Below are 19072 nucleotides of genomic sequence, written 5' to 3' on the forward strand. Positions count from 1 at the left end.
GATACAATGTCACAACTCCAGGTTCTAACCCTAACCTGCGATGATCGCCCCTGCATAGTCGCGGCCGTCGCCACCGGACTGACCGCGCTCGGCGCCAACATTGCCGAAAGCAGCCAGTTCTGGGACCGCACCAGCACTCGCTTCTTCATGCGTCTGGCCGTTGAAGGAGACGAGTCGCTTTCAACACCGGCCAGTAATGATAGGCGACCCCCTCCCGCTCGGCGACCCCACGGCTCAAGTCGTCAGATAAGACTGCATGTATCGGGCCAGGATCTTGTAAGGAGAACAAGACCGGGCAGGAACAAAAGCTGCTTGATCTCATGCGCGAAACTGGCGCAGACCTCGTGTCTTGGTGGTTAGAGACGATCGTGACCACATCCGCGTTCAGCCAACCGACCTTGATCTGGTAAAGCGCGGCATTCGCCCGGGATTGGAAAAGCCGATCGGCAGAGGGAGCTGCATACGTCAGGTCGTGGGACATTCGTGCCGCTGGCCTTCGAACCCGGCGAAGCGTTCCAGTTCGACTGGTCCGAGGACTGGGCGATCATCGGCAATGAGCGCACCAAGCTGCAGGTGGCCCACACGAAGCTGAGCTAAGCCGTGCCTTCGTCGTCCGGGCCTATCTCCTGCAGACGCACGAGATGCTGTTCGATGCCCACAATCACGCCTTCCACGTCTTTGGCGGCGTTCCCCGCCGCGGCATCTACGACAGTATGAACCGCCATCGACCGGGTCGGCCGCGGGAAGGAGCGCGATGTCAACGTCCGCTTCCTGGCGATGGCCAGCCACTACCTCTTCGAGCCCGAATTTCAGTTGCGCCGAGGGCGATGGCTTCTTGCGTGAGGCCGATGAGTTTTTGCGCGGGCATGCTGCCGAAGGGCAGGCCGATACCGAGGACGATGCCGGCTGCAGCCAGATCGAAAACTCCGATGGGCTGCCGTTCTGCAATCCGGCATCCGGTTGGGAGAAGGGGGCAGGTTGAGAAGAACGTCCAGGATGCGCGTCATCGACTCTGGCAGCCCATCCCGCGCTTTGCCTCTCTGGAAGCCCTGAACGAATGGCTGGAGAGCCGCTGTAAGGAGCTTTGGCGACAGACATCGCATGGGCAAATGCGTGGAACCATCGCCGATATCTGGGCCGAAGAAGCTCAGGCTCTCATGCCGGCATCACGTCCGTTCGACGGCTTCGTCGAATACACCAAACGCGTCACCCCGACCTGCCTCGTCCATCTGGAGCGCAACCGCTACAGCGTTCCGGCATCCTTCGCCAACCGGCCGGTGAGCCTGCGTGTTTACCCGGAGAGGATTGTCGTCGCCGCGGAAGGTCAGATGATCTGCGAGCACCGCCGCATCATCGACCGTTCTCATGACCGGCCAGGACAGACGGTCTACGACTGGCGGCATTATCTGGCCGTCGTTCAGCGCAAGCCGGGCGCCCTTCGCAACGGCGCCCCCTTTGTCGAGCTTCCTGATGCCTTCAGGACATTGCAGCAGCATCTCCTCAGGAAGCCGGGCGGCGATCGCGAGATGGTCGACATCCTGGCGCTCGTCCTTCAACACGACGAACAGGCCGTGCTCTCGGCCGTCGAGATGGCACTGAAGGCGGGCGTTCCGACGAAGACGCATGTGCTGAACCTGCTTCACCGGCTGGTCGACGGCAAACCCTCTGTGCCGCCGACGATCGATGCGCCTCAGGCCTTGACGCTCACCAACGAACCGAAGGCCAATGTCGAGCGCTACGACGCCCTGAGGAAGACCGTGGAGGTGCGCCATGCGTCATAATCCCGCCAGTGGCGCCATCGTCATCATGCTCAGGAGCCTCAAGATGCATAGCATGGCCCAGGCCGTCGGCGAACTGACCGAACAGGGCTCGCCTGCCTTCGAGGCCGCCATTCCGATCCTGTCCCAGCTCCTGAAGGCCGAAACGGCCGAACGGGAGGTCAGGTCGGTGGCCTATCAGCTCAAGGCGGCTCGGTTCCCGGCCTACCGCGACCTGAACGGCTTCGACTTCTCAAGCAGCGAGAGCAACGAGGCGCTCGTACGCCAGCTCCATCGTTGCGAGTTCATCGAAGCAGCCAACAACATCGTCCTGGTCGGCGGGCCCGGCACGGGAAAGACCCATGTCGCGACCGCCATCGGCGTGCAGGCGATCGAGCATCACCGCAGACGCGTCCGCTTCTTCTCCACCGTCGAACTGGTCAATGCGCTCGAGCAGGCTAGCGTGCGCACACATTTGCGTCTTGGGGATGTCAAGCGGGAAGGGTCGGCGGCTGCGAAAGGGGCTTGAAGGGTTGGAATCGCATGTGATTCTGTAGCTGCCATTGTTGATTCTGGAGATTTCGACGATGGCTTTGCTGCTTGGATACTTCGGCGACCTGCGCCTGCAAAAAAGGGGAGCATGGTTCTGGAGCGCATGGTTGCGCGCGTCAGCGCGGGCATGCGCCGGCTGGCCGATACACGCGCTGAAAAGGTTGCGTTCACGCGCCTGTTTCGCAATCGCCACGTGAGCAAGCAAGAGATCATCCGCGCGGCGGCGGCACGAACGGCCGAAGCAGCGGCCGGCCGCCATGTTTTGCTCATCGAGGACAGCAGCGAGATCAACTACGCGGCCAAGACCGCGCGCAAGCGGGGCCTCGGTCGCGTCGGCAATGGCAAGGATGTCGGGCTGTTCGTGCATCCGGCGCTGGCCGTGGATGCCGCGGACGGCAGCGTTCTGGGCCTGGCGGCCGCCACGATCTGGCGGCGCGAGGGAAAGAAGGCGGATGACTACCAGGCGCTGCCGATCGAAGACAAGGAAAGCTACAAATGGATTGCCACTGCCAAGGCGGCGCGCCAGGCGCTGACCGATACGCCGTTGGCCACCGTGATCGGCGACTGCGAGGCCGACATCGTCGCCACCAGGGTCATGCAACTCGTGCACGGGCGCGGTGCGGCCGGCCAAGCCTTCAGGGCCGCACGCCTCTTCGGCCCCACGGAGATCACTGTCCTGCAAGCACTCATCACCAGGCTCGAAGGCAACACCCAAAAGCAGAAGAATCCGCACCCTGGGCACACACTGGCCTGGGCCGCCTGGTGCATTGCCCGGCTGGGAGGATGGAACGGCTACGCCAAGGAGCGCCCGCCAGGCCCGGTCACCTTTAGCAACGGCCTCAAACGCTTCCACGCCATCGCCGAGGGCTTCGCTCTTGCAAATCCAAACTAAACCACTCGAAGCAAATGTGTGCGCACGCTAGGCTCGAGCAGGAGAAGGCGCAAGGCAGATCCGGGCAGATCGCCAACCGCCTCGTCCATTCCGATCTCGTCATCCTCGATGAATTGGGCTACCTGCCGTTCAGTGCATCCGGCGGCGCGCTGCTCTTCCATCTCTTGAGCAAGCTCTACGAGCGCACCAGCGTCATCATCACCATCAACTTGAGCTTCAGCGAATGGGCGAGCGTCTTCGGCGATGCCAAGATGACGACCGCATTGCTCGACCGCCTGACCCACCACTGCCAAATCCTCGAGACCGGAAACGACAGCTTCCGATTCAAAAACAGCTCGGCTCAAGAGGCCAAAACCAGGAAGGAGAAAAACAGGAACTTGACCGTCGCACCAGACCCGAAAGATACATGAGAGGCGGGTCAGTTCTCGGCGGAAATGCCGGGTCAGTTCTCAGCAGAAATCAACACCGGCGGCGATCAAAGTTATCCGCGAGCGCTCCCGCGGCGAGCGAAAGGATCATGTACGGCAGCGTGGTTGAATACTTGACGAGTGCCACCATGCCAGGCGACGTGGCAATGCTCGTCACCAGCCATGCAGCAGCCACGCCCTCAACCATGGTGCCAAGGTTCGAAACAAGTGCAGCCGACCACAGGGAACGGAACGTCTTGTGTTGAAACGGTACGAGTGGAGATGTTCTCTTCGACATTGTGGGAGCTTCTCGATCGACTGCGGCTGGATTTCACAAGTCATCCAAACATGCCCTCGCCACTCAAGCCAAGCTGCCACACTTGCGCACCCGCTAACCCAGAAACGGGCTCCGTCATAGCTGGCTGGATGGGCTGTCTCGCGGCGCTGCTCGAATGTTTGAACGCGAGATCGAGCGCCACGAGGGTCCTCTTCGCGCACATATTTCAAACCAAGCCACCTTGTGCGGTCCACGTTTCAGCAGTCGACGCATTGTGGCGCAAACCGTCCTCCTCTATGCAGCTATATTTGTAGGTGCACATCAACCGCACCATTAATTCAAAAAGGGATGAGGCTTCGTCTAACGAATGTGTCCCGCCGGGAGAAAGATTACGACGACCGACGCTGACCCGGGCTGGGAGCTATGGGCTTTAGCCGTGACGTTCGTAGACTGAGAACAGCGCGTCAGACGGGTTGCTCGATCTCCTCGGCCTTGAGCATTCGCGCATAGCCCGGCCGCTCCAGTACCGCGCGGATCAGCCTGTTCACGTGCGGATTCGTTTGCGCCGGCCTTGTTAAGGCCAAGGTCCAGCGCGCCAGCATCACAGCGTAGTAGTCGCAGGCATAGAGCCTCGCCCCGCACAGATACGGGCCGGACTTGGCGAGATGCTCGTCGATGAAGCGAAACATGCCGGCGAGGCGCTGCTCCGCTTTCCGCTTAAGCTCGGCCTGGTGGTCGACGCCGTCGATGAACTGTTCGGATTGCCACCGATGCATCAGCGCCTCCTGCACCGTGTTGGTGAGATACGCCATCCATTGCAGAAAGGGAGCGCGATCCCTACTGCCGAGATTAGGCGCCAAGCCGACCTCCGGATGGCGCTCCGTCAGGAACAGGCAGATCGCCGTAGCTTCGTACACAACCCATTCGCCGTCATAGACCAGCGTAGGCACGCGCCCGTGGGGATTTAGCTTCAGATAGTCCGAGCTGTGCTGTTCACCTTTCGCGGTGTCGAGCCTGATGAGCTCGTAGGGCACGCCGATGTCTTCGAGAATAGCGTGCGGCGCCATCGCGGCGCTGCCGGGCGACCAATAGAGCTTGTACATGTCGCTCTCCGTTGCTGACTGATTGAACTGGTAGGCTGGCTTTCTTACTCCGTCATCCTCGTGCTTGGCACGAGGATCGACGAAGTCGCCTGAAAGGGCCTCAACCGGCGCGACGAACTCTACCCCGCTACTCGCCAGCCTGATCCGCGCCGAGATCACGCACCGCCAGTCCCGATCGATCAACTACAGGCTCAGCGGAGCGAAGTTCCCGGTCCTCAAGGACCTCGAACGCAATCTGATCCTGATCGGCGGCACCGAACCCACGACATAGTGCACACCTCGCTATGTTATTGAAAAGCAGGATCTGTTGATCTTTTGATTGTGACAATGGGCCTTGCCCATCCGTTCCGGACTGGCGTGGAATATCGAGTCGCTGGACACGCCAGATCAAGCGCATCGACGCGCTAATCGCCGAGGGGACGATGATCCCCGGCATTCTGGAGACCGCGATCGTCAGCGACCTGCCCGGTCAAGTCAGGGCGATCGTCTCCCAGGACGTCCATTCCTTCGACGGCCGACGCATTCTGATCCCGACGGGAACCCGGCTGATCGGCGAGTATCAGTCCGAAATCACCCGCGGCCCTTCACCTCGCGGCAGATCCTGCCGGATTCATCGGCAATGCAAATCGCGCTCTCTTTCACCGCGACATCGAGGCCGGTAAAGCGCTTCATGCTGCTTCCTTTCATAATGCGTGCGGCTGTTTGGGCAGACCATGTTCTATCATCAGCTCGAATCGCAGCACCCTGCATCACCGTTGAAGAAGGGGCGCAAGCCGAATACCCATCTGCCAAGCCGGAGCCGGACACCGTCAATCGCGATGCGCGTACGCGCCGAGCGACGATGATCGGCTACTATTTTAAACGCGTAGTTGAGGTGAGACGGCCAGACCACGAGTTATCGCTGCAAGAAGTAAGACTTCCGAGTACTCTGGGGTTGTCGATAGAAAATGTGATGTAGGTTGTGACTATACAGAAAGCATGCGGTCAATGTTGCCATGGCGATTTGGAAAAGTCCATGGCCGCAAATAGGGATGAATGGGCTTTTCCCGCCATATCTTGCAATGCAACCCCTTTTTATGTTGCGTTGCAGCACGACCTCCAGAAGCTCTCCGAATAGGGATCACCTTATGCCAGGCAGGAAAACCGCTATCATCACGGGCTCGACCTCGGGCATCGGCCTTGCTATCGCCAAAGCCTTCGCCGCAGAACGATGGAATGTAGTCGTGAACTCATTCACAGACGCGCCGCAGGATCACGCGGTTGCTGACATCATGGCGGAGGAACATGCCGCGGAGGTTGCCTATATCCAGGCCGATATGTCGAAGGCCGCGGATTGCCGCACGCTCGTGGCGAAGGCGGCAGAAACATTCGGCTCGGTCGACGTACTCGTCAACAATGCAGGCATCCAGCACGTCGCGCCGGCCGAAGAGTTTCCGCCGCAGATGTGGGATGCTATCATCGCCATTAACCTGACCTCGGCCTTCCACACCACCGCAGTGGCGATCCCGCTGATGAAGAAGGAGGGCTGGGGCCGCATCATCAACATCGCGTCGGCGCACGGCTTGGTCGCCTCGCCCTTCAAAGCGGCCTATGTCTCAGCCAAGCACGGTGTCTTGGGCCTGACCAAGACGGTGGCGCTCGAGGTCGCGACGTCAGGCATCACCTGCAATGCCATTTGCCCCGGCTACGTGCTGACCCCGCTGGTCGAGGCGCAGATCCCCGACCAGATGAAGGCTCACGACATGGATCGCGAGACTGTGATCCGCGACGTGATGCTGAGGAAGCAGCCGACGAAGCAGTTCATCACCGTGGAGCAGGTGGCCGCCACCACACTCTTCCTCTGCTCGGACGCCGCCGCGCAGATCAACGGCACGCATATCTCGGTGGATGGCGGCTGGACCGCGGAGTGAGCGCTCGATCGTGCGGCCCAAGCTGCTGGGTAAAGGAAGCGCTGTGGCGCTCGCCGACGGCTGGGCCTGCAACGGCGCCGAGGGCGCACGCGAGCGGCTCTTCGAGTTCTGGAAAGTGGGTTGGGCGCACAAGGGCCGCTGCAGCAAGATAGCGCACGGAAATCCTGCCCATCCATCTTCGCCGCGTCGATCCGACCAGAACATGCGGCGCTTGTATGTGCTTGCGATCCAGTAGACGCTGTTCGGCGGCGCTTAAGAGCCCGTCTCGAAAATTCGGAGCGGTGGGCTTTGCCGGCCAGAGCGTCCGGACGTGCTTGGTCTTTTTTGAACGGGCGGCGCCTGTGTCGGATAGGTGTGATTCGGTCGTTGATCACTAGCGATCGTGGCGTTCGATGAGCGCTTCGGAAAGCTGTGTCACGTTTTTCCGTATCCTGCAAAGGCGGGCGACGGGCGTTTTGAGCAATTTTTATATTATTCTAATTCAATGTGTTAGTGGATTCGTGTGAATCTACATCCACACAAACATGTGCTCCAATATTGATCTTGCCGAAGGGGTTGAGCAGCTGGCGCGGTCGTGATTCCAACGGGTGTCGAAGCCTGATTGTAGAGACCTGATGTGGACGCCAGCTACTCGCCGCCAGCCTAACCGCGAAAGCTTGCGTTACGAAACAGACATGACGGACGCAGAGTGGAGTTTGATCGCGCCACTCATGCCCACGGCCTGCCCGACGGGGCGACCGCGCAAATGGCCATTGCGCGAGATCGTGAACGCGATCTTCTACGTCATGCGCGGCAGGATCGGGTGGCGTCTTCTGCCATCGGATTTTCCCGCCGAGGAGCACGGTGTTTCGCTGGTTTTGCCTGTTCCGCGACACATGCCTGTTCGAGAAGATCAACCATAAGCTCCTGATGCTGGATCGCGAACGTTGCGGCCGAGAGGCTTCACCAACGGCCTCCATCATCGACAGCCAGAACGTGAAGACCTGCGAGAGTGGCGGGCCGCGTGGCTATGACGCGGCAAGAAGATCAAAGGCCGCAAGCGCCATATCATCACCGACACCGAGGGGCACCTGGTCGCCTTGACGGTGCATACGGCCGACATCCAGGATAGGGACGGGGCAGTCGGCGTTATCGACGGTCGCCGAATCGTTGACGCTCGCCCCAGCCTTCGCCATGCAGCGGGGGCAGGACGGCTTTGGCAGGATTGAAACACCCAGGCTCTTTCCCGCGAGACAACCGCTACCCGGCTTACCGGGTGAACTGCTTGTGGTGTGGGGTGAGCTAACTTCAATCATCTGCATCCTAGATGGCAGCAATATCAAAATTATGCTTTTCAACCGGGTGTGACGGCGCTTCATTCCACCAGGTCAAATAATAAAGGGGAAGAATGACATGTTTGAGAATTCGTTGTCACGACGCAAATTCCTGAAAGATGCAGCGTCGGCTACGGCCCTAAGCACTCTCGCCCCTTTGATGGCGAACAGAGCGTATGCCGCCGACACAATAACAGCCACTGAATGGGGCGGATCATACGTCGACGGGATCAAGATGATCGCGGCCAAACAGTCGGATATCCAAGTTAACTGGCAACTGTATTCCGGCGGGGCAGCAGCTGTTCTGCCCAAGATCAAGGCCACATGGCCAAAACCAGGAATTGACCTTCTGGCGGGTTGGGATCTTGTGCTGCAAGCAGTCGCCCGGGAAGGCTGGGCAGAGCCGGTCACGGTGGAGAAGGTACCGAATCTGGCCGATATCCCGAGCAAGCTGCTGATTAAGGATGGCGCGGGGAATATCATAAACATACCCCGCTCTATAGTGTCGATCTCCTGGTTTTACCGGGAAGATAATGCCCCATTTGTGATTGCCAAGATTGATGATCTTCTGGATCCTCGGCTGAAAGGGAAGATTTGTTTTCCTTCGCCGGCCTGCAACTCCAATCTGCAGATGGTTGCGCTCGCGCTCCACAGAGGTGGTGACGAGCGGAACATGGAGCCCGCTTGGGACTTCGTGAAAGAGCTGGCGCGCAGCGGAAATATCGGTCGCGTGGCTACCGCAGACACCGATATCACGAACTCCATCAGCTCCGGCGAAACGTGCATAAGCTTTCAGGGCGGTTCCTACGTGATTGGTCTGGCACGGGACTTCAAAATTAAATACCTAACCAAAATGGATCCGGAGTCAGGATTCCGGACGTTCCTTTACCAGGAGGCATGGTGCGTACTGAAAGGAGGGAGTACTGACGCGGCGTTCAAGTTCGCTAACTTTGCGATCAATGCGGAAAACAACGAGGAGTTCAACCGCAACATTGCGGGCATTCCCGCCAATATAAAGGCCAAAACCTCTGACGAAGTGAAGCCCATGGTTTTCAATAGCGAGGAGATGGACCGGTATATCCACATTCCAGACTGGGCTTATGTTTCCGAACAGGCTGATGCTTGGATGAAGCGTTGGGAGCAGGAGGTCGTACCACTTCTTTAGGACTACAACGCGCTGATATGAACGCAAAGCCGGAGAGAGTGGATGCGGAGCACGAGAGCCACAATGCTACTGCTGCTCCCGGCAGTGGCATCATTTTTCCTATTCCTTGTGCTGCCGATGTTGGCGGTGTTGGATCAGAGCTTTCGGATCTTCGAGCCCGGTCGAATTGGCTCGAAGGAGGGAGCTGCGCTCACCACCGAAAATTATACAGAGCTCATTCTCCCGGTTTATGCACGATACTTTATTCAGACTTATCTTTTGGCCTTCTGCGCGGCAGCCATCGCAATTTTCATTGCGTTTCCGATCGCATATTGCGTTGCCAGGCGTGCATCGCCGCTAGCAAGAAAGGCGGCGATTTCAGCCCTCATAGGCCTGATGTTCCTGAGCGCCCTGGTTCGTGTGTACTCAATTGATTTGACCTTCGGCTCCGTCGGGATATTCGGGCGGATCATGTCCGCGGCGGGCATAAATACCAATAACTATCTGTACATCGATTTCGTTGTCATCGCGGGGTTGCTCCACTACGCAATACCGATGTCGATCCTGGTTTTGATCGGGGCCATACAAAATCTCAACCCGCGGCTTGCAGAAGCGGCTCAGTCCCTTGGCGCATCGGCTGCAAAGACTCACATCACGGTGACGTTGCCGCTGTGCATCCGAGGGCTTGTCTCTGCGTTTCTAGTGTCGATGACGATAGGCGTCAGCGCCTTCGTTATCCCGTTGATCCTGGGCCGAGGGCGCGTGTTATTTATATCAAATCTTATCTACAGCCGCTTCGGCGAAGTTGCGAATTACCCGAGTGGAGCGGCAATCTCGATTGTTATGTTGGTTCTTTCTCTGCTCCTGATTTTTGTCATGTCTAGAATAGCCACATCCTTTGATCGGCAGTGAAAGAATGCTCAGAAAAAGAAACTCAGATGTCCTGCTCGTTTTGTACGTAAAGGCGATTATCGGGGGAACAGCAATATTTCTCCTGTTGCCGGTGATTGTTACCGTGTTCATGGCATTCGACGGACGCGAGTTCATGGGCCCGTTTCCTCCCTCGATCCTGTCGATAAAATGGTTTGAACGGCTTTTTAACAATGCTTACCTGTGGTCTGGCTTCCAGACCAGCTTGCTGCTGGCGTTTGCAACCACGGTCCTAGCGACGGTAATCGGCACATCGGCTGCGGTGGCGATCAGCAGAATGTCTCCGCGATCCCGTGACGTAACAACCACGATATTTTTGTCACCTCTCGTAATACCGGGCGTGATCATCGGGTTCGCGTTGCTAATGCTCTTCTCGGTATTCGACCTTATTCCGCCCTTTGCCAGACTGCTTGCCGGGCATTTAATGATCGCATTGCCTTATACCATCAGGATGACGCTGATCGGACTTACTGGCATAAGCGAGACGCTGTGCGAGGCCGCAATGAGCTTGGGCGCTAACGCGCGACAGGCGTTCTTCACGGTTACCTTGCCTCTCACCAAGAGCAGCATTTCCGCTGGCGCGATTTTTGCGTTTGCGTTCTCTATGGACGACGTCGCGATCAGTATATTTTTGTGTGACTATAATACTTATACCCTACCCGTTGCATTGATCAGTTTAATGAGGTCGCATTTGGATCTTACAATCGCTGCGGCAGCAGTCGCCCTAATGGGACTGACCTTGGTTCTACTCGTGGTTCTGGATCGCGTAATTGGCCTTGACCGAGCAATCGGTCACGGGATTTATAAGGCTTAATCGAATGAATGTTCTGGAACTGAAAGACGTCACCAAAAGGTACGGCGAATTCACTGCAGTCGATGCTGTGTCCTTAAAGATCGAGAAGGGTAAGGTGCTTTCTCTTTTGGGGCCGAGCGGATGCGGGAAGACGACTACGCTCCGCATCATTGCAGGTTTTACCTCTCCCGACAGCGGGACCGTTGAAATCGCCGGCGACAATGTTGGCCACTTGAAGCCCTACGAACGCAACGTCGGATTGCTATTCCAAGATTACGCACTGTTCCCTCACATGACCGTTGCTCAAAATGTTGCGTATGGGATGCACCATCGTGGAACGCTGAAGTCGGAAATTCCCTCTCGCGTCAAACAGATGATGTCGCTTGTCCAGTTGGGCGGTATGGAGACCAGATATCCGAGCCAGCTAAGCGGCGGACAACAGCAACGTGTCGCGCTTGCGCGAGCGCTTGCAACCGACCCCCAGATTGTTCTTCTCGACGAGCCTTTGTCAGCACTTGACGCGAAGCTTCGTCTGGAACTGCGCATTGAGCTGAAGGAGATCCTCCGATCGGTCGGCGCGACCACCATTGTTGTCACTCATGATCAGGAGGAAGCTCTCAGCCTAGGGGACGAGGTCGTCGTAATGCGGGGGGGGAAAATCGTTCAGCGTGGATCTCCGACGCAGATATACGCGGCACCCGCGGACAAATTCGTCGCCGAGTTCGTCGGAAGGTCCAACTGGTTTCGTGGATCAAGGCGCGGCGAATCAAGCGAGGGCGTCGGAAACTATGTCACAAGCGAAGGAATTGAGATTCACGCAAGAACTGAGCTATCCAATCGACATGATCAGGCCGATTTATGCGTCAGGCCGGAAAACATCGAGCTCACGGGCGGGGCAGCGAGTAAAGTAGCTCAAGACGCGCAAGGCAATGTCCTGGCGGGCGTCGTGCTCGACGTGGCACCGCTAGGTGCCGACATGCACGTCGTCGTGGAGCTTCCAGGAAAAAGCAGATTGCTGGCAATTCGCAAGAATGCCGGGAGAACTCCGGGATTTGTAGCGGGACAACCCGTACACGCCCATTTTTCAGCGTCGGATGTCCTCGTGTTTCAGCCTGAAGGGCATATGTGAGGTAGAGGAATGTCAGTTGCGACTGAGATTTGGGTCAATCAATTCTGTCGCCCTCGCACATGCTCTGGCATGCGGCTTGCGCGACGAACCTCACCAACCATCAGGCACGGTTCCGTGTCATTCTGCTGCAGTAGCGTAGCCAGACGAGATAACACAGAGGAAATGCCTAATGAAAATAAAACGCATCTCAGTATATGAAATTGAGTCGCCGTTCCCACAGGGCTACAGGCTATCGCGTGGGCGAAAATGGACATCTTTCGAGAGCACAATTGTAGCGATCGAGACTGACGCTGGGATCGTCGGATGGGGTGAACTCCAGACTGTGGGAGCGAACTATCTGCCGGCGTTTGCAAAGGGGGCTATAGCGGCCATAGAGGTTTTAGGTCCTCAGCTCATTGGAGAAGATCCGCTCCAGATCGATCGGATCAACTACATAATGGACCATGTGTTGTACGGCCATCCATACGCTAAATCGGCAATTGACATGGCTTGCTGGGACATCCTCGGTAAAGCAACGGAAATGCCGCTGTGCGTGCTGTTAGGGGGAAAGTTTGAGGGTGGATTGAATCTTATGGCTGCCCCGTACTTCGGGTCGCAAGAAGAGATGTTGGCGTTGACCCAGGAGTTACGTGAGCAAGGGTATCGGCGTTTGTCCGTGAAGTTGGGCGGAGATGTCGCGGAAGACGTGTCAACGATACGAGCAATTCTTGAGCAAGCCCAACCAGGCGAGGAATATTACGCCGACTGCAATCGCGGTTGGACACGGGATCAGGCCCTGCGAGTGATGCGACAAATTCGCGATCTTGACGTCTATATAGAGCAGCCTTGTGCTTCGTACGAGGACTGCCTCGCGGTGAGACGTCGGACTGATCATCCAATGATCCTCGACGAAATCATCGACTCGCCTGAGATGGTGATGCGGATTATCGCCGATGACGCTGCGGATTTGATCAATATCAAGATCTCGAGAGTGGGTGGCCTGACAAAGGCCCGCCGCGCGCGTGATATGTGTGTGACGGCAGGAATTCCGATGACCATTCAAGATGTGGGGGGAAGCGGGATAGTACAGGCAGCGATATTCCATTTGGCTCAGTCCACCCCTAGGGAGTTCCGCCACTCTGTTTTCGACCCGCTGAGCGTTGTCTCCGACCCATTAACGGATGCGCCCATCTTGGTACAGGACGGAGCAGTGGTGGAAGCTTCGGATCGGCCCGGCCTTGGTCAAGACATCTTGCCGGGTAGCCTCGGCGATCCAATAGCTGTGTACGGCGGGAGGGGATAAGATAGGTTATCTTGACCTGTCTTGGCCGGCCATTTCAGCGCGGCCTGAACCAGCGAGTTGTTACTGCCTCGTCGACGTGCTTCGCCTTTTGGCGGCGCACGTCGTTCTGGATTCCTTGTAATTGGTGGATGAGGGCTTCTGCTCCCCCTGGCGATGGATGCAGAGACCACCGCCTTGAAGACCGGCAGCACTTTGAGACCGCCATTCAGGCATCCCCTATCGGGGGCGGATCGATTGCCTGAAGCGTTACATCTCCCTCTATGGCGGCGTATCGGGAACTCATCGAGCGGTTGCTCGAGGTAGGCTTGAGGGCGCCCGAGGGGCTGACCTTTTGAGCCTACACACGTCCGGCATCCTAGCTGACGCGCCGAACGAATTTGTTCTGACACACGAGAAGAATCGAGATGGACAAATATTGCCTGACGGTCACCTGTAAGTCGAAGCGAGGCATCGTCGCCGCCATCGCAGGCTGCCTTGCCGACAACGGCTGCAACATCACCGACAGCTCGCAATTTGACGATTCGCAGACCGGCAACTTCTTCATGCGAGTCAGCTTCACTTCCGAAGAGGGCATTGGGCTCGATACACTGCGCAACGGGTTTGCCGACACCGGCGAGGCGTTCGGAATGGATTTCGCCTTCCACGACGAGACCCGCAAGATGAAGGTGATCATCATGGTCTCGCGTTTCGGCCATTGTCTGAACGACCTTCTGTACCGCTGGCGCATCGGAGCGCTACCAGTCGACATAGTGGCCGTGATCTCGAACCACTTGGACTATCAGAAGCCGGTCGTGAACCACGACATCCCATTCCATTACTTCAAAGTGACGAAGGAGAATAAGCGCGAAGCCGAAGCGCAGCAGATGCGAATCGTCGAAGAGACCGACGCGGAGTTGATCGTTCTGGCCCGATACATGCAGGTACTGTCGGATATGATGTCCGAGAAGATGTCCGGCCGCATCATCAACATTCATCATTCTTTCCTGCCCTCCTTCAAGGGAGCGAACCCGTACAAGCAGGCATTTGAACGCGGTGTGAAACTGATCGGCGCGACCTCGCATTATGTGACCGCCGATCTCGACGAAGGGCCGATCATCGAGCAGGACACGGTGCGCGTCACCCACGCCCAGAGCCCATCCGACTATGTTTCGCTCGGACGCGACGTCGAAAGCCAGGTTCTCGCACGCGCGATCCATGCGCACATCCACCGCCGTGTCTTCATCAATGGTAACAAGACTGTGGTCTTCCCCGCTTCGCCAGGCTCCCATGCTTCGGAACGAATGGGATGAGTATGTACGAATGCATCAGGGGAACGACGGAGTGTCCTTGGGATGCAGGGGCTGCGTGTTGTAAGCGGTATCGATGAAGGTGCCGATGCGCCCTAAGCGATGAGCCAATGCGCCTTGCAATTGCCCTATGAATATGGAGCTTTCGCGCCATCACATTGGAACACGCAGGCGGCGATCTGGTCGCCGAGCTCAGCGGCGCCGCGCCGCCGAAGGTCGTGGAACGATGCCCGGGCGTTCGCGCAACGGAGGCTGGGGGTTGCCCGAGAAGCGCGCGTTGGTCGACCTGGCGAGCGCGGCGGTCTCAGTCGAGGGGTGCACTCCACCACTGTCCGGGATTTAGCGAAAAGGGTGTCCGGGAATTACGCACCCATTCGGTGGATTACCCACATCGTCGGCTTGATCCAATGGAGATGCCGAAGGCGATGTCGTGCAAGCGGATCATGCCGCCAGACGACCATATTGCCGGGAGACGAATTATGTTTGCGGGCGAGATGGCCGCCAAGCATGGCGATCTGCAGCAGGTAGGTGGTAAGCGGTGCGCCAAGGCACCTTGCAATAGGGCCGATGAACATGGAGCTTTCGCGCCATGACATTGGAACATGCGAGGGGCGATATGGTCGCCGAGATCAGCGGCGGCGCGCCGATCGAAGATTGTGCAGCGGTGCCCGGGCGCGTGCGGCAGCGGAGGCTGTGGAGTTGCACCGAGAAGCGCGCGTTGGTCGACCTGGCGAGCGCGGCGGGGTCGTCGGTGACCGAGGTCGCGGAAGCGTTCGGCGTAGCTCCGTCACAGCTCTATGCGTGGCGCAAGCAGATGGCCGGCGGCGAGCTCGAGGCCGATCGGGCGATGGCAACTTTCGCGCGGATCGACGTGAACGATCTGCCCGAGGTCGAGCGTCCCGTCGCCGATTGCCCGGACCCGGCCGGCAGGATCGTCGTGGCCTTTCCGAACGGCACGCGATTGCGGATCGACGGGACCGTCGATCCGACGGCGCTGCGTATCGTCCTGGCGGAGTTGACCAGGTGATCACGGTGGTGCCGACCGACCGGATTTACCTGTGCTGCGGTGAGACCGATATGCGCCGCGGGATCAACAGCCTGGCGCGCATGGTGCAGCAGGTGCTCGGGCTCGACCCGCATACCGGCGCGATCTTCTGCTTCCGTGGACGCAAGGGTCATATCATCAAGATTCTGGCGCATGACGACCAGGGGTTCTGCCTTTTTACAAAACGGCTTTCCGATGGTTGTTTCGCCTGGCCGACCACCAAGGATCAGGTGACTGTGTCGCTTACCAAGGCAGAGCTTTCGCTACTTTTGGACGGGATCGACTGGCGCCGGCCGAACAAGATTTATCGACCGCGTCTGGCCGGCTAAATTCAGTCGTTCTCATTGATTTTGTGTCGTTCCGTAGACGAGGTCTTTCGGCTAAGTAATTTGGGTGTCGGAACAAGCTCCCTCAATCGCTGATTTCCTCGCCCGGATCGCCACTCTGGAGACGGCCGTTTGTGCCCGTGACATCGCCATTGCCGAACGGGATGAGCAGCTGCGAAGAGAGCGCGCCGAGGCCGCGCTTCGCATCCAGCGCCTGCAGCTGCAGATCGATCGCTTCAACCGCAAAGCCTTCGGCCGCTCCTCCGAGAAGCTGGACCAGATGCGGCTCGAACTCGAAGATCTCGAGATCGATTTCGCCGCCAGCGCGCCCGATCTCGAACTGCCTATCGTCGCTGACACCGACAAGGTCCGGGTGTTGCCGGTGCGCAAGCTCAACCCGAACCTGCCGCGCAAGCGGATCGTTCGCGAGCCCTCTTGCGCATGCTGCCCGGGCTGCGGCGGCGATCTGCGCGCCATGGGCGAAGATAGCGAGGAGATGCTCGATCTGGTCGCCCAGGCCTGGCAGGTGATGGAGACCGTTCGACCCAAGTTCAGCTGCCGGACCTGCGATAAAATCATCCAGGCGCCGGCACCAGGCAAGGCCATTGCACGCGGCAAGCTCAGCTATGCCGCGCTTGCCCATATCATGATGGCCAAGTGGGGTTATCATCTGCCCTTCTACCGTCAGGCCCAGATGATGGCCGCCAAGGGCGTCGATATCGAGCGATCCACGCTTGCGCGCAGCGCCGGCTATGCCGCCGCCTTGCTCGATCCGATCTACAATCGCCTCCGTGAGATCGGCCGTACCCGCGCCAAGATTCACACCGACGACACGCGGCTTCCGATCCTGGCGCCCAGCAACGGCAAGACACACAAGGGCGCGCTCTGGGTTTACGTCACCGACGACCGCAACTCGGGTTCGCAGGAGCCGCCGATCGCCTGGTATCGTGCCACCATGGGCCGCGCCGGCGAGAGCGTGATGAGCGAGCTCGCCGGATTTGCCGGCACGCTCCAGGCCGACGGTTTCAGCGGCTACAATCAGCTCTACAAGGGCGGCGCCATTCGAGAAGCTGCCTGCCTGGCCCATCTGCGTCGCAAGATATTCGACGTTCACGACAGCCAGCCGACCGAGCTCAGCACGACGGCGATGGCCGGTATCCAGGCGATCTACCGGATCGAGGAAGAGATACGGGGGCTGCCGCCCGCCGAGCGATTGGCCGCACGACGAAGGCGGACCCGACCACTGGTCCGCGCGCTGCGACGACAGCTCATGCGCCAAGGCAACGGTTTGTCGCGCCATGCCGATATCGCCAAGGCCTTCACCTATGGCACCAGGCGATGGCGAGCGTTCAACCGCTTCCTCTACGATGGCCAGCTCGAGCCCGACAACCTGATCGCGGAGCGGGCCATTCGCGGATTTACGGTCGGAAGGCGCAATTGGCTTTTCTCGGGCAACTTCGCCGCGGCTGAGCGGTCAGCGGTCGTGCTCAGCATCATCGAGACCTGCAAGCTCTGCGGCGTCGATGCCGAAGCCTACATGGCCGATGTCACCGAGCGCATCCAGAATGACTGGCCAGCCTCGCGCTGGGACGAGCTAATGCCATGGACCTGGGGGCGCCGCGAAGAGATGCCGCTCCCGTTGGCAGCGTGAGCGCGATCGATGACATGGCGCTGTCGGACGAGGCGCTGGAGGCCTGGATGGCCGTCAAGATCAACCGTCGCCCGCTGGTGCGGACCATGTCGGCGCTGGATGGCTTCGTAACGGCGGCGGTCACCGGGCCGCGGTTCGCGGACCCGCAAGACTGGATGTGCCCGCTCATGGGGTTGCGGCGCGACGCCCTGGCCAAAGGATCTGCTACCGATCACGCCGTGTTTGCCAGCGTCGCCAGGATCCACAACCGGATCAACGAGACGCTCTTCGACAGACCGGAGGATTATGCGCCCCGATTCGCAACCAAGCCCAGCGGCGGCATCGACCCCCGGCCGTGGTGCCAGGGATTCCACGCGGCCATGAATCTCAACATCAAAAAATGGAAATCGCTACTCGACCTCGACAACCCCAACCACGGCCTGCTGCTGCCGATCCTGATCTACTGCGTCGACAAAAAGGGCAGGCCCGTCCTCGGCAAGCCCAGGCCGGGGCCCGAGACCGCGTACTTCATTGAGCACGAGGCGTACAAAGACATCGCCCTTGTCATCCCCGCTCTGCGCGAACTCCACTACGTCACCCATTATGATCCGGAGTGATCGGCGCCGGTGCGCCGACCAACGAGAGACTTAACCATCAAGACGATTTCGGGAAAGGTGCCTTGGCGCACCGCTTACGGTAGGTGTTTGATCCCGGGCTTTAATGGTGCGATATTTTCTTCCGAATGGAAGGATGCTGACGTTGCCCCCAGTTTCTATCCAGTTTTGAGTTCGTTTCCGGCGTGGGTTGTGCCCTGCTGGGCGGGTGAAGCGACGGGCGCTGGCGCGGAGGCTTTGGCATAGCGCAGCGCGAGCGACCGTCGCGGATTGAAGGTGGTGGCGAACTCGGCCGGTGTCTGCCAGGCGATTTGGGAGTGCGGCCGCGCGGTGTTGTACAACACGACGAGAGAACGCCCACGGGACCGAGGAACGCAAGTTTCTTTATCCATGGCATCCCTGGGCCGGGCGTTGTGTTCACGTTCATGAGGTGATCGAGAAGGCTGACCGGGAGGTTTTCCGCTGCAGTCTCTCTGGCCACGCCTCCGATCGGTGGCTGGAGGTTCCGGCCTGGATGTTTGATCGCGCGGTCTGCACCGCGTGGCGCATTGCCGCTGCCCCACATGTCGATCCCAGAACGCTTGGCGTCTTGGTGACACTGCTGCAGGACGCGACGGCCAATTCCCACACCCCATCGCAATTGGAGGTTTCGGGCGCAGCATCGGATCCTCACGACGCGAAT

The 19072-nt window shown here is 58.9% G+C and carries 15 protein-coding genes and 9 pseudogenes; 21 read left to right on the top strand and 3 right to left on the bottom strand.

Annotated features, from left to right (window positions below; genetic code table 11):
- Positions 1-6: 6 nt before the first annotated feature.
- From NKH33_RS22375 to NKH33_RS22400, 6 genes and pseudogenes are all read left to right on the top strand, one after another.
- Positions 7-159 (top strand): annotated as a pseudogene (locus tag NKH33_RS22375) (ACT domain-containing protein); the annotation flags it as partial.
- Positions 160-413: 254 nt separating this feature from the next.
- Positions 414-807, top strand: a pseudogene (locus NKH33_RS22380) (IS21 family transposase); the annotation flags it as partial.
- 133 nt (positions 808-940) lie between these two features.
- Positions 941-1781 (top strand): annotated as a pseudogene (locus NKH33_RS22385) (Mu transposase domain-containing protein); the annotation flags it as partial.
- Positions 1771-2214, top strand: a pseudogene (locus tag NKH33_RS22390) (ATP-binding protein); the annotation flags it as partial. The pseudogenes NKH33_RS22385 and NKH33_RS22390, both read left to right, overlap by 11 nt.
- Positions 2215-2436: 222 nt before the next feature.
- Positions 2437-3201 carry a hypothetical protein gene (locus NKH33_RS22395; protein ID WP_352921526.1) on the top strand — a complete coding sequence of 255 codons (765 nt, stop codon included), beginning with the start codon at positions 2437-2439 and terminating at the stop codon, positions 3199-3201.
- Positions 3202-3233: 32 nt separating this feature from the next.
- Positions 3234-3611 (top strand): annotated as a pseudogene (locus tag NKH33_RS22400) (ATP-binding protein); the annotation flags it as partial.
- A gap of 55 nt (positions 3612-3666) precedes the next feature.
- Here the strand turns inward: NKH33_RS22400 and NKH33_RS22405 are convergent.
- Positions 3667-3906: pseudogene (locus NKH33_RS22405) on the bottom strand (MFS transporter); the annotation flags it as partial.
- Between the two features lie 443 nt (positions 3907-4349).
- Positions 4350-4988: a glutathione S-transferase family protein gene (locus NKH33_RS22410; RefSeq protein WP_352921527.1), complete on the bottom strand. Its 639-nt coding sequence runs from the start codon at positions 4986-4988 to the stop codon at positions 4350-4352.
- 93 nt (positions 4989-5081) lie between these two features.
- Here NKH33_RS22410 and NKH33_RS22415 point away from each other — a divergent pair.
- From NKH33_RS22415 to NKH33_RS22460, 10 genes and pseudogenes are all read left to right on the top strand, one after another.
- Positions 5082-5244 (top strand): annotated as a pseudogene (locus NKH33_RS22415) (ATPase); the annotation flags it as partial.
- Positions 5245-5368: 124 nt separating this feature from the next.
- Positions 5369-5569 (top strand): annotated as a pseudogene (locus NKH33_RS22420) (TrbI/VirB10 family protein); the annotation flags it as partial.
- A gap of 546 nt (positions 5570-6115) precedes the next feature.
- The gene (locus NKH33_RS22425; RefSeq protein WP_352921531.1) at positions 6116-6898 is read left to right on the top strand and encodes a 3-hydroxybutyrate dehydrogenase; all 783 of its coding nucleotides are present in this window, start codon (positions 6116-6118) and stop codon (positions 6896-6898) included.
- 43 nt (positions 6899-6941) lie between these two features.
- Positions 6942-7133: a hypothetical protein gene (locus tag NKH33_RS22430; protein WP_352921533.1), complete on the top strand. Its 192-nt coding sequence runs from the start codon at positions 6942-6944 to the stop codon at positions 7131-7133.
- Between the two features lie 379 nt (positions 7134-7512).
- Positions 7513-8031: pseudogene (locus NKH33_RS22435) on the top strand (IS5 family transposase); the annotation flags it as partial.
- Positions 8032-8290: 259 nt separating this feature from the next.
- Positions 8291-9376, top strand: coding sequence for an ABC transporter substrate-binding protein (locus NKH33_RS22440; protein ID WP_352921535.1), 1086 nt, complete (start codon positions 8291-8293; stop codon positions 9374-9376).
- 63 nt (positions 9377-9439) lie between these two features.
- Positions 9440-10267 (top strand): ABC transporter permease, encoded by an 828-nt coding sequence (locus NKH33_RS22445; RefSeq protein WP_352921537.1) that lies wholly within the window; start codon positions 9440-9442, stop codon positions 10265-10267.
- A gap of 4 nt (positions 10268-10271) precedes the next feature.
- Positions 10272-11099 carry an ABC transporter permease gene (locus NKH33_RS22450; protein WP_352921539.1) on the top strand — a complete coding sequence of 276 codons (828 nt, stop codon included), beginning with the start codon at positions 10272-10274 and terminating at the stop codon, positions 11097-11099.
- Positions 11056-12207, top strand: a complete 1152-nt coding sequence (locus NKH33_RS22455; RefSeq protein WP_352921541.1) for an ABC transporter ATP-binding protein — start codon at positions 11056-11058, stop codon at positions 12205-12207. Before NKH33_RS22450 ends, NKH33_RS22455 begins: the two co-directional genes overlap by 44 nt.
- A gap of 169 nt (positions 12208-12376) precedes the next feature.
- Positions 12377-13489 carry a mandelate racemase/muconate lactonizing enzyme family protein gene (locus NKH33_RS22460; protein ID WP_352921543.1) on the top strand — a complete coding sequence of 371 codons (1113 nt, stop codon included), beginning with the start codon at positions 12377-12379 and terminating at the stop codon, positions 13487-13489.
- A gap of 355 nt (positions 13490-13844) precedes the next feature.
- On the opposite strand, the gene NKH33_RS22465 is transcribed toward NKH33_RS22460, so the two are convergent.
- Positions 13845-14033, bottom strand: coding sequence for a hypothetical protein (locus NKH33_RS22465; protein WP_352921559.1), 189 nt, complete (start codon positions 14031-14033; stop codon positions 13845-13847).
- On the opposite strand from NKH33_RS22465, the gene purU reads away from it, so the two are divergent.
- The 5 genes from purU to NKH33_RS22490 all read left to right on the top strand — a co-directional run bounded on the left by purU (position 13951) and on the right by NKH33_RS22490 (position 18393).
- Complete coding sequence (purU, locus tag NKH33_RS22470; RefSeq protein WP_352921558.1) at positions 13951-14778, top strand: formyltetrahydrofolate deformylase; 828 nt, start codon at positions 13951-13953, stop codon at positions 14776-14778. The two genes, NKH33_RS22465 and purU, sit on opposite strands and share 83 nt — an antisense overlap.
- A gap of 613 nt (positions 14779-15391) precedes the next feature.
- Entirely contained in the window at positions 15392-15802 is a 411-nt protein-coding gene (gene tnpA / locus NKH33_RS22475; RefSeq protein ID WP_352921545.1) for an IS66-like element accessory protein TnpA, read from the top strand.
- Positions 15799-16149, top strand: a complete 351-nt coding sequence (gene tnpB, locus NKH33_RS22480; RefSeq protein ID WP_352921546.1) for an IS66 family insertion sequence element accessory protein TnpB — start codon at positions 15799-15801, stop codon at positions 16147-16149. The genes tnpA and tnpB overlap by 4 nt, the downstream gene beginning before the upstream one ends.
- 64 nt (positions 16150-16213) lie before the next feature.
- A complete protein-coding gene (gene tnpC / locus NKH33_RS22485) occupies positions 16214-17797 on the top strand; it encodes an IS66 family transposase (RefSeq protein ID WP_352921548.1) in 1584 nt (527 codons plus the stop codon).
- A complete protein-coding gene (locus tag NKH33_RS22490) occupies positions 17794-18393 on the top strand; it encodes a UPF0149 family protein (RefSeq protein WP_352921550.1) in 600 nt (199 codons plus the stop codon). Before tnpC ends, NKH33_RS22490 begins: the two co-directional genes overlap by 4 nt.
- Positions 18394-19072 lie beyond the last annotated feature (679 nt).

The sequence above is a fragment of the Mesorhizobium sp. M1182 genome (genome assembly GCF_040318335.1).
GTDB lineage: Bacteria > Pseudomonadota > Alphaproteobacteria > Rhizobiales > Rhizobiaceae > Mesorhizobium.

Coding starts and splice junctions, on each gene's coding strand:
- tnpA (WP_352921545.1), top strand. CDS start 15,392: ATGGTCGCCGAGATCAGCGGCGGCGCGCCGATCGAAGATTGTGCAGCG.
- NKH33_RS22410 (WP_352921527.1), bottom strand. CDS start 4,988: ATGTACAAGCTCTATTGGTCGCCCGGCAGCGCCGCGATGGCGCCGCAC.
- NKH33_RS22425 (WP_352921531.1), top strand. CDS start 6,116: ATGCCAGGCAGGAAAACCGCTATCATCACGGGCTCGACCTCGGGCATC.
- NKH33_RS22460 (WP_352921543.1), top strand. CDS start 12,377: ATGAAAATAAAACGCATCTCAGTATATGAAATTGAGTCGCCGTTCCCA.
- NKH33_RS22450 (WP_352921539.1), top strand. CDS start 10,272: ATGCTCAGAAAAAGAAACTCAGATGTCCTGCTCGTTTTGTACGTAAAG.
- NKH33_RS22465 (WP_352921559.1), bottom strand. CDS start 14,033: ATGAAGAAGTTGCCGGTCTGCGAATCGTCAAATTGCGAGCTGTCGGTG.
- NKH33_RS22395 (WP_352921526.1), top strand. CDS start 2,437: ATGCGCCGGCTGGCCGATACACGCGCTGAAAAGGTTGCGTTCACGCGC.
- NKH33_RS22445 (WP_352921537.1), top strand. CDS start 9,440: ATGCTACTGCTGCTCCCGGCAGTGGCATCATTTTTCCTATTCCTTGTG.
- NKH33_RS22440 (WP_352921535.1), top strand. CDS start 8,291: ATGTTTGAGAATTCGTTGTCACGACGCAAATTCCTGAAAGATGCAGCG.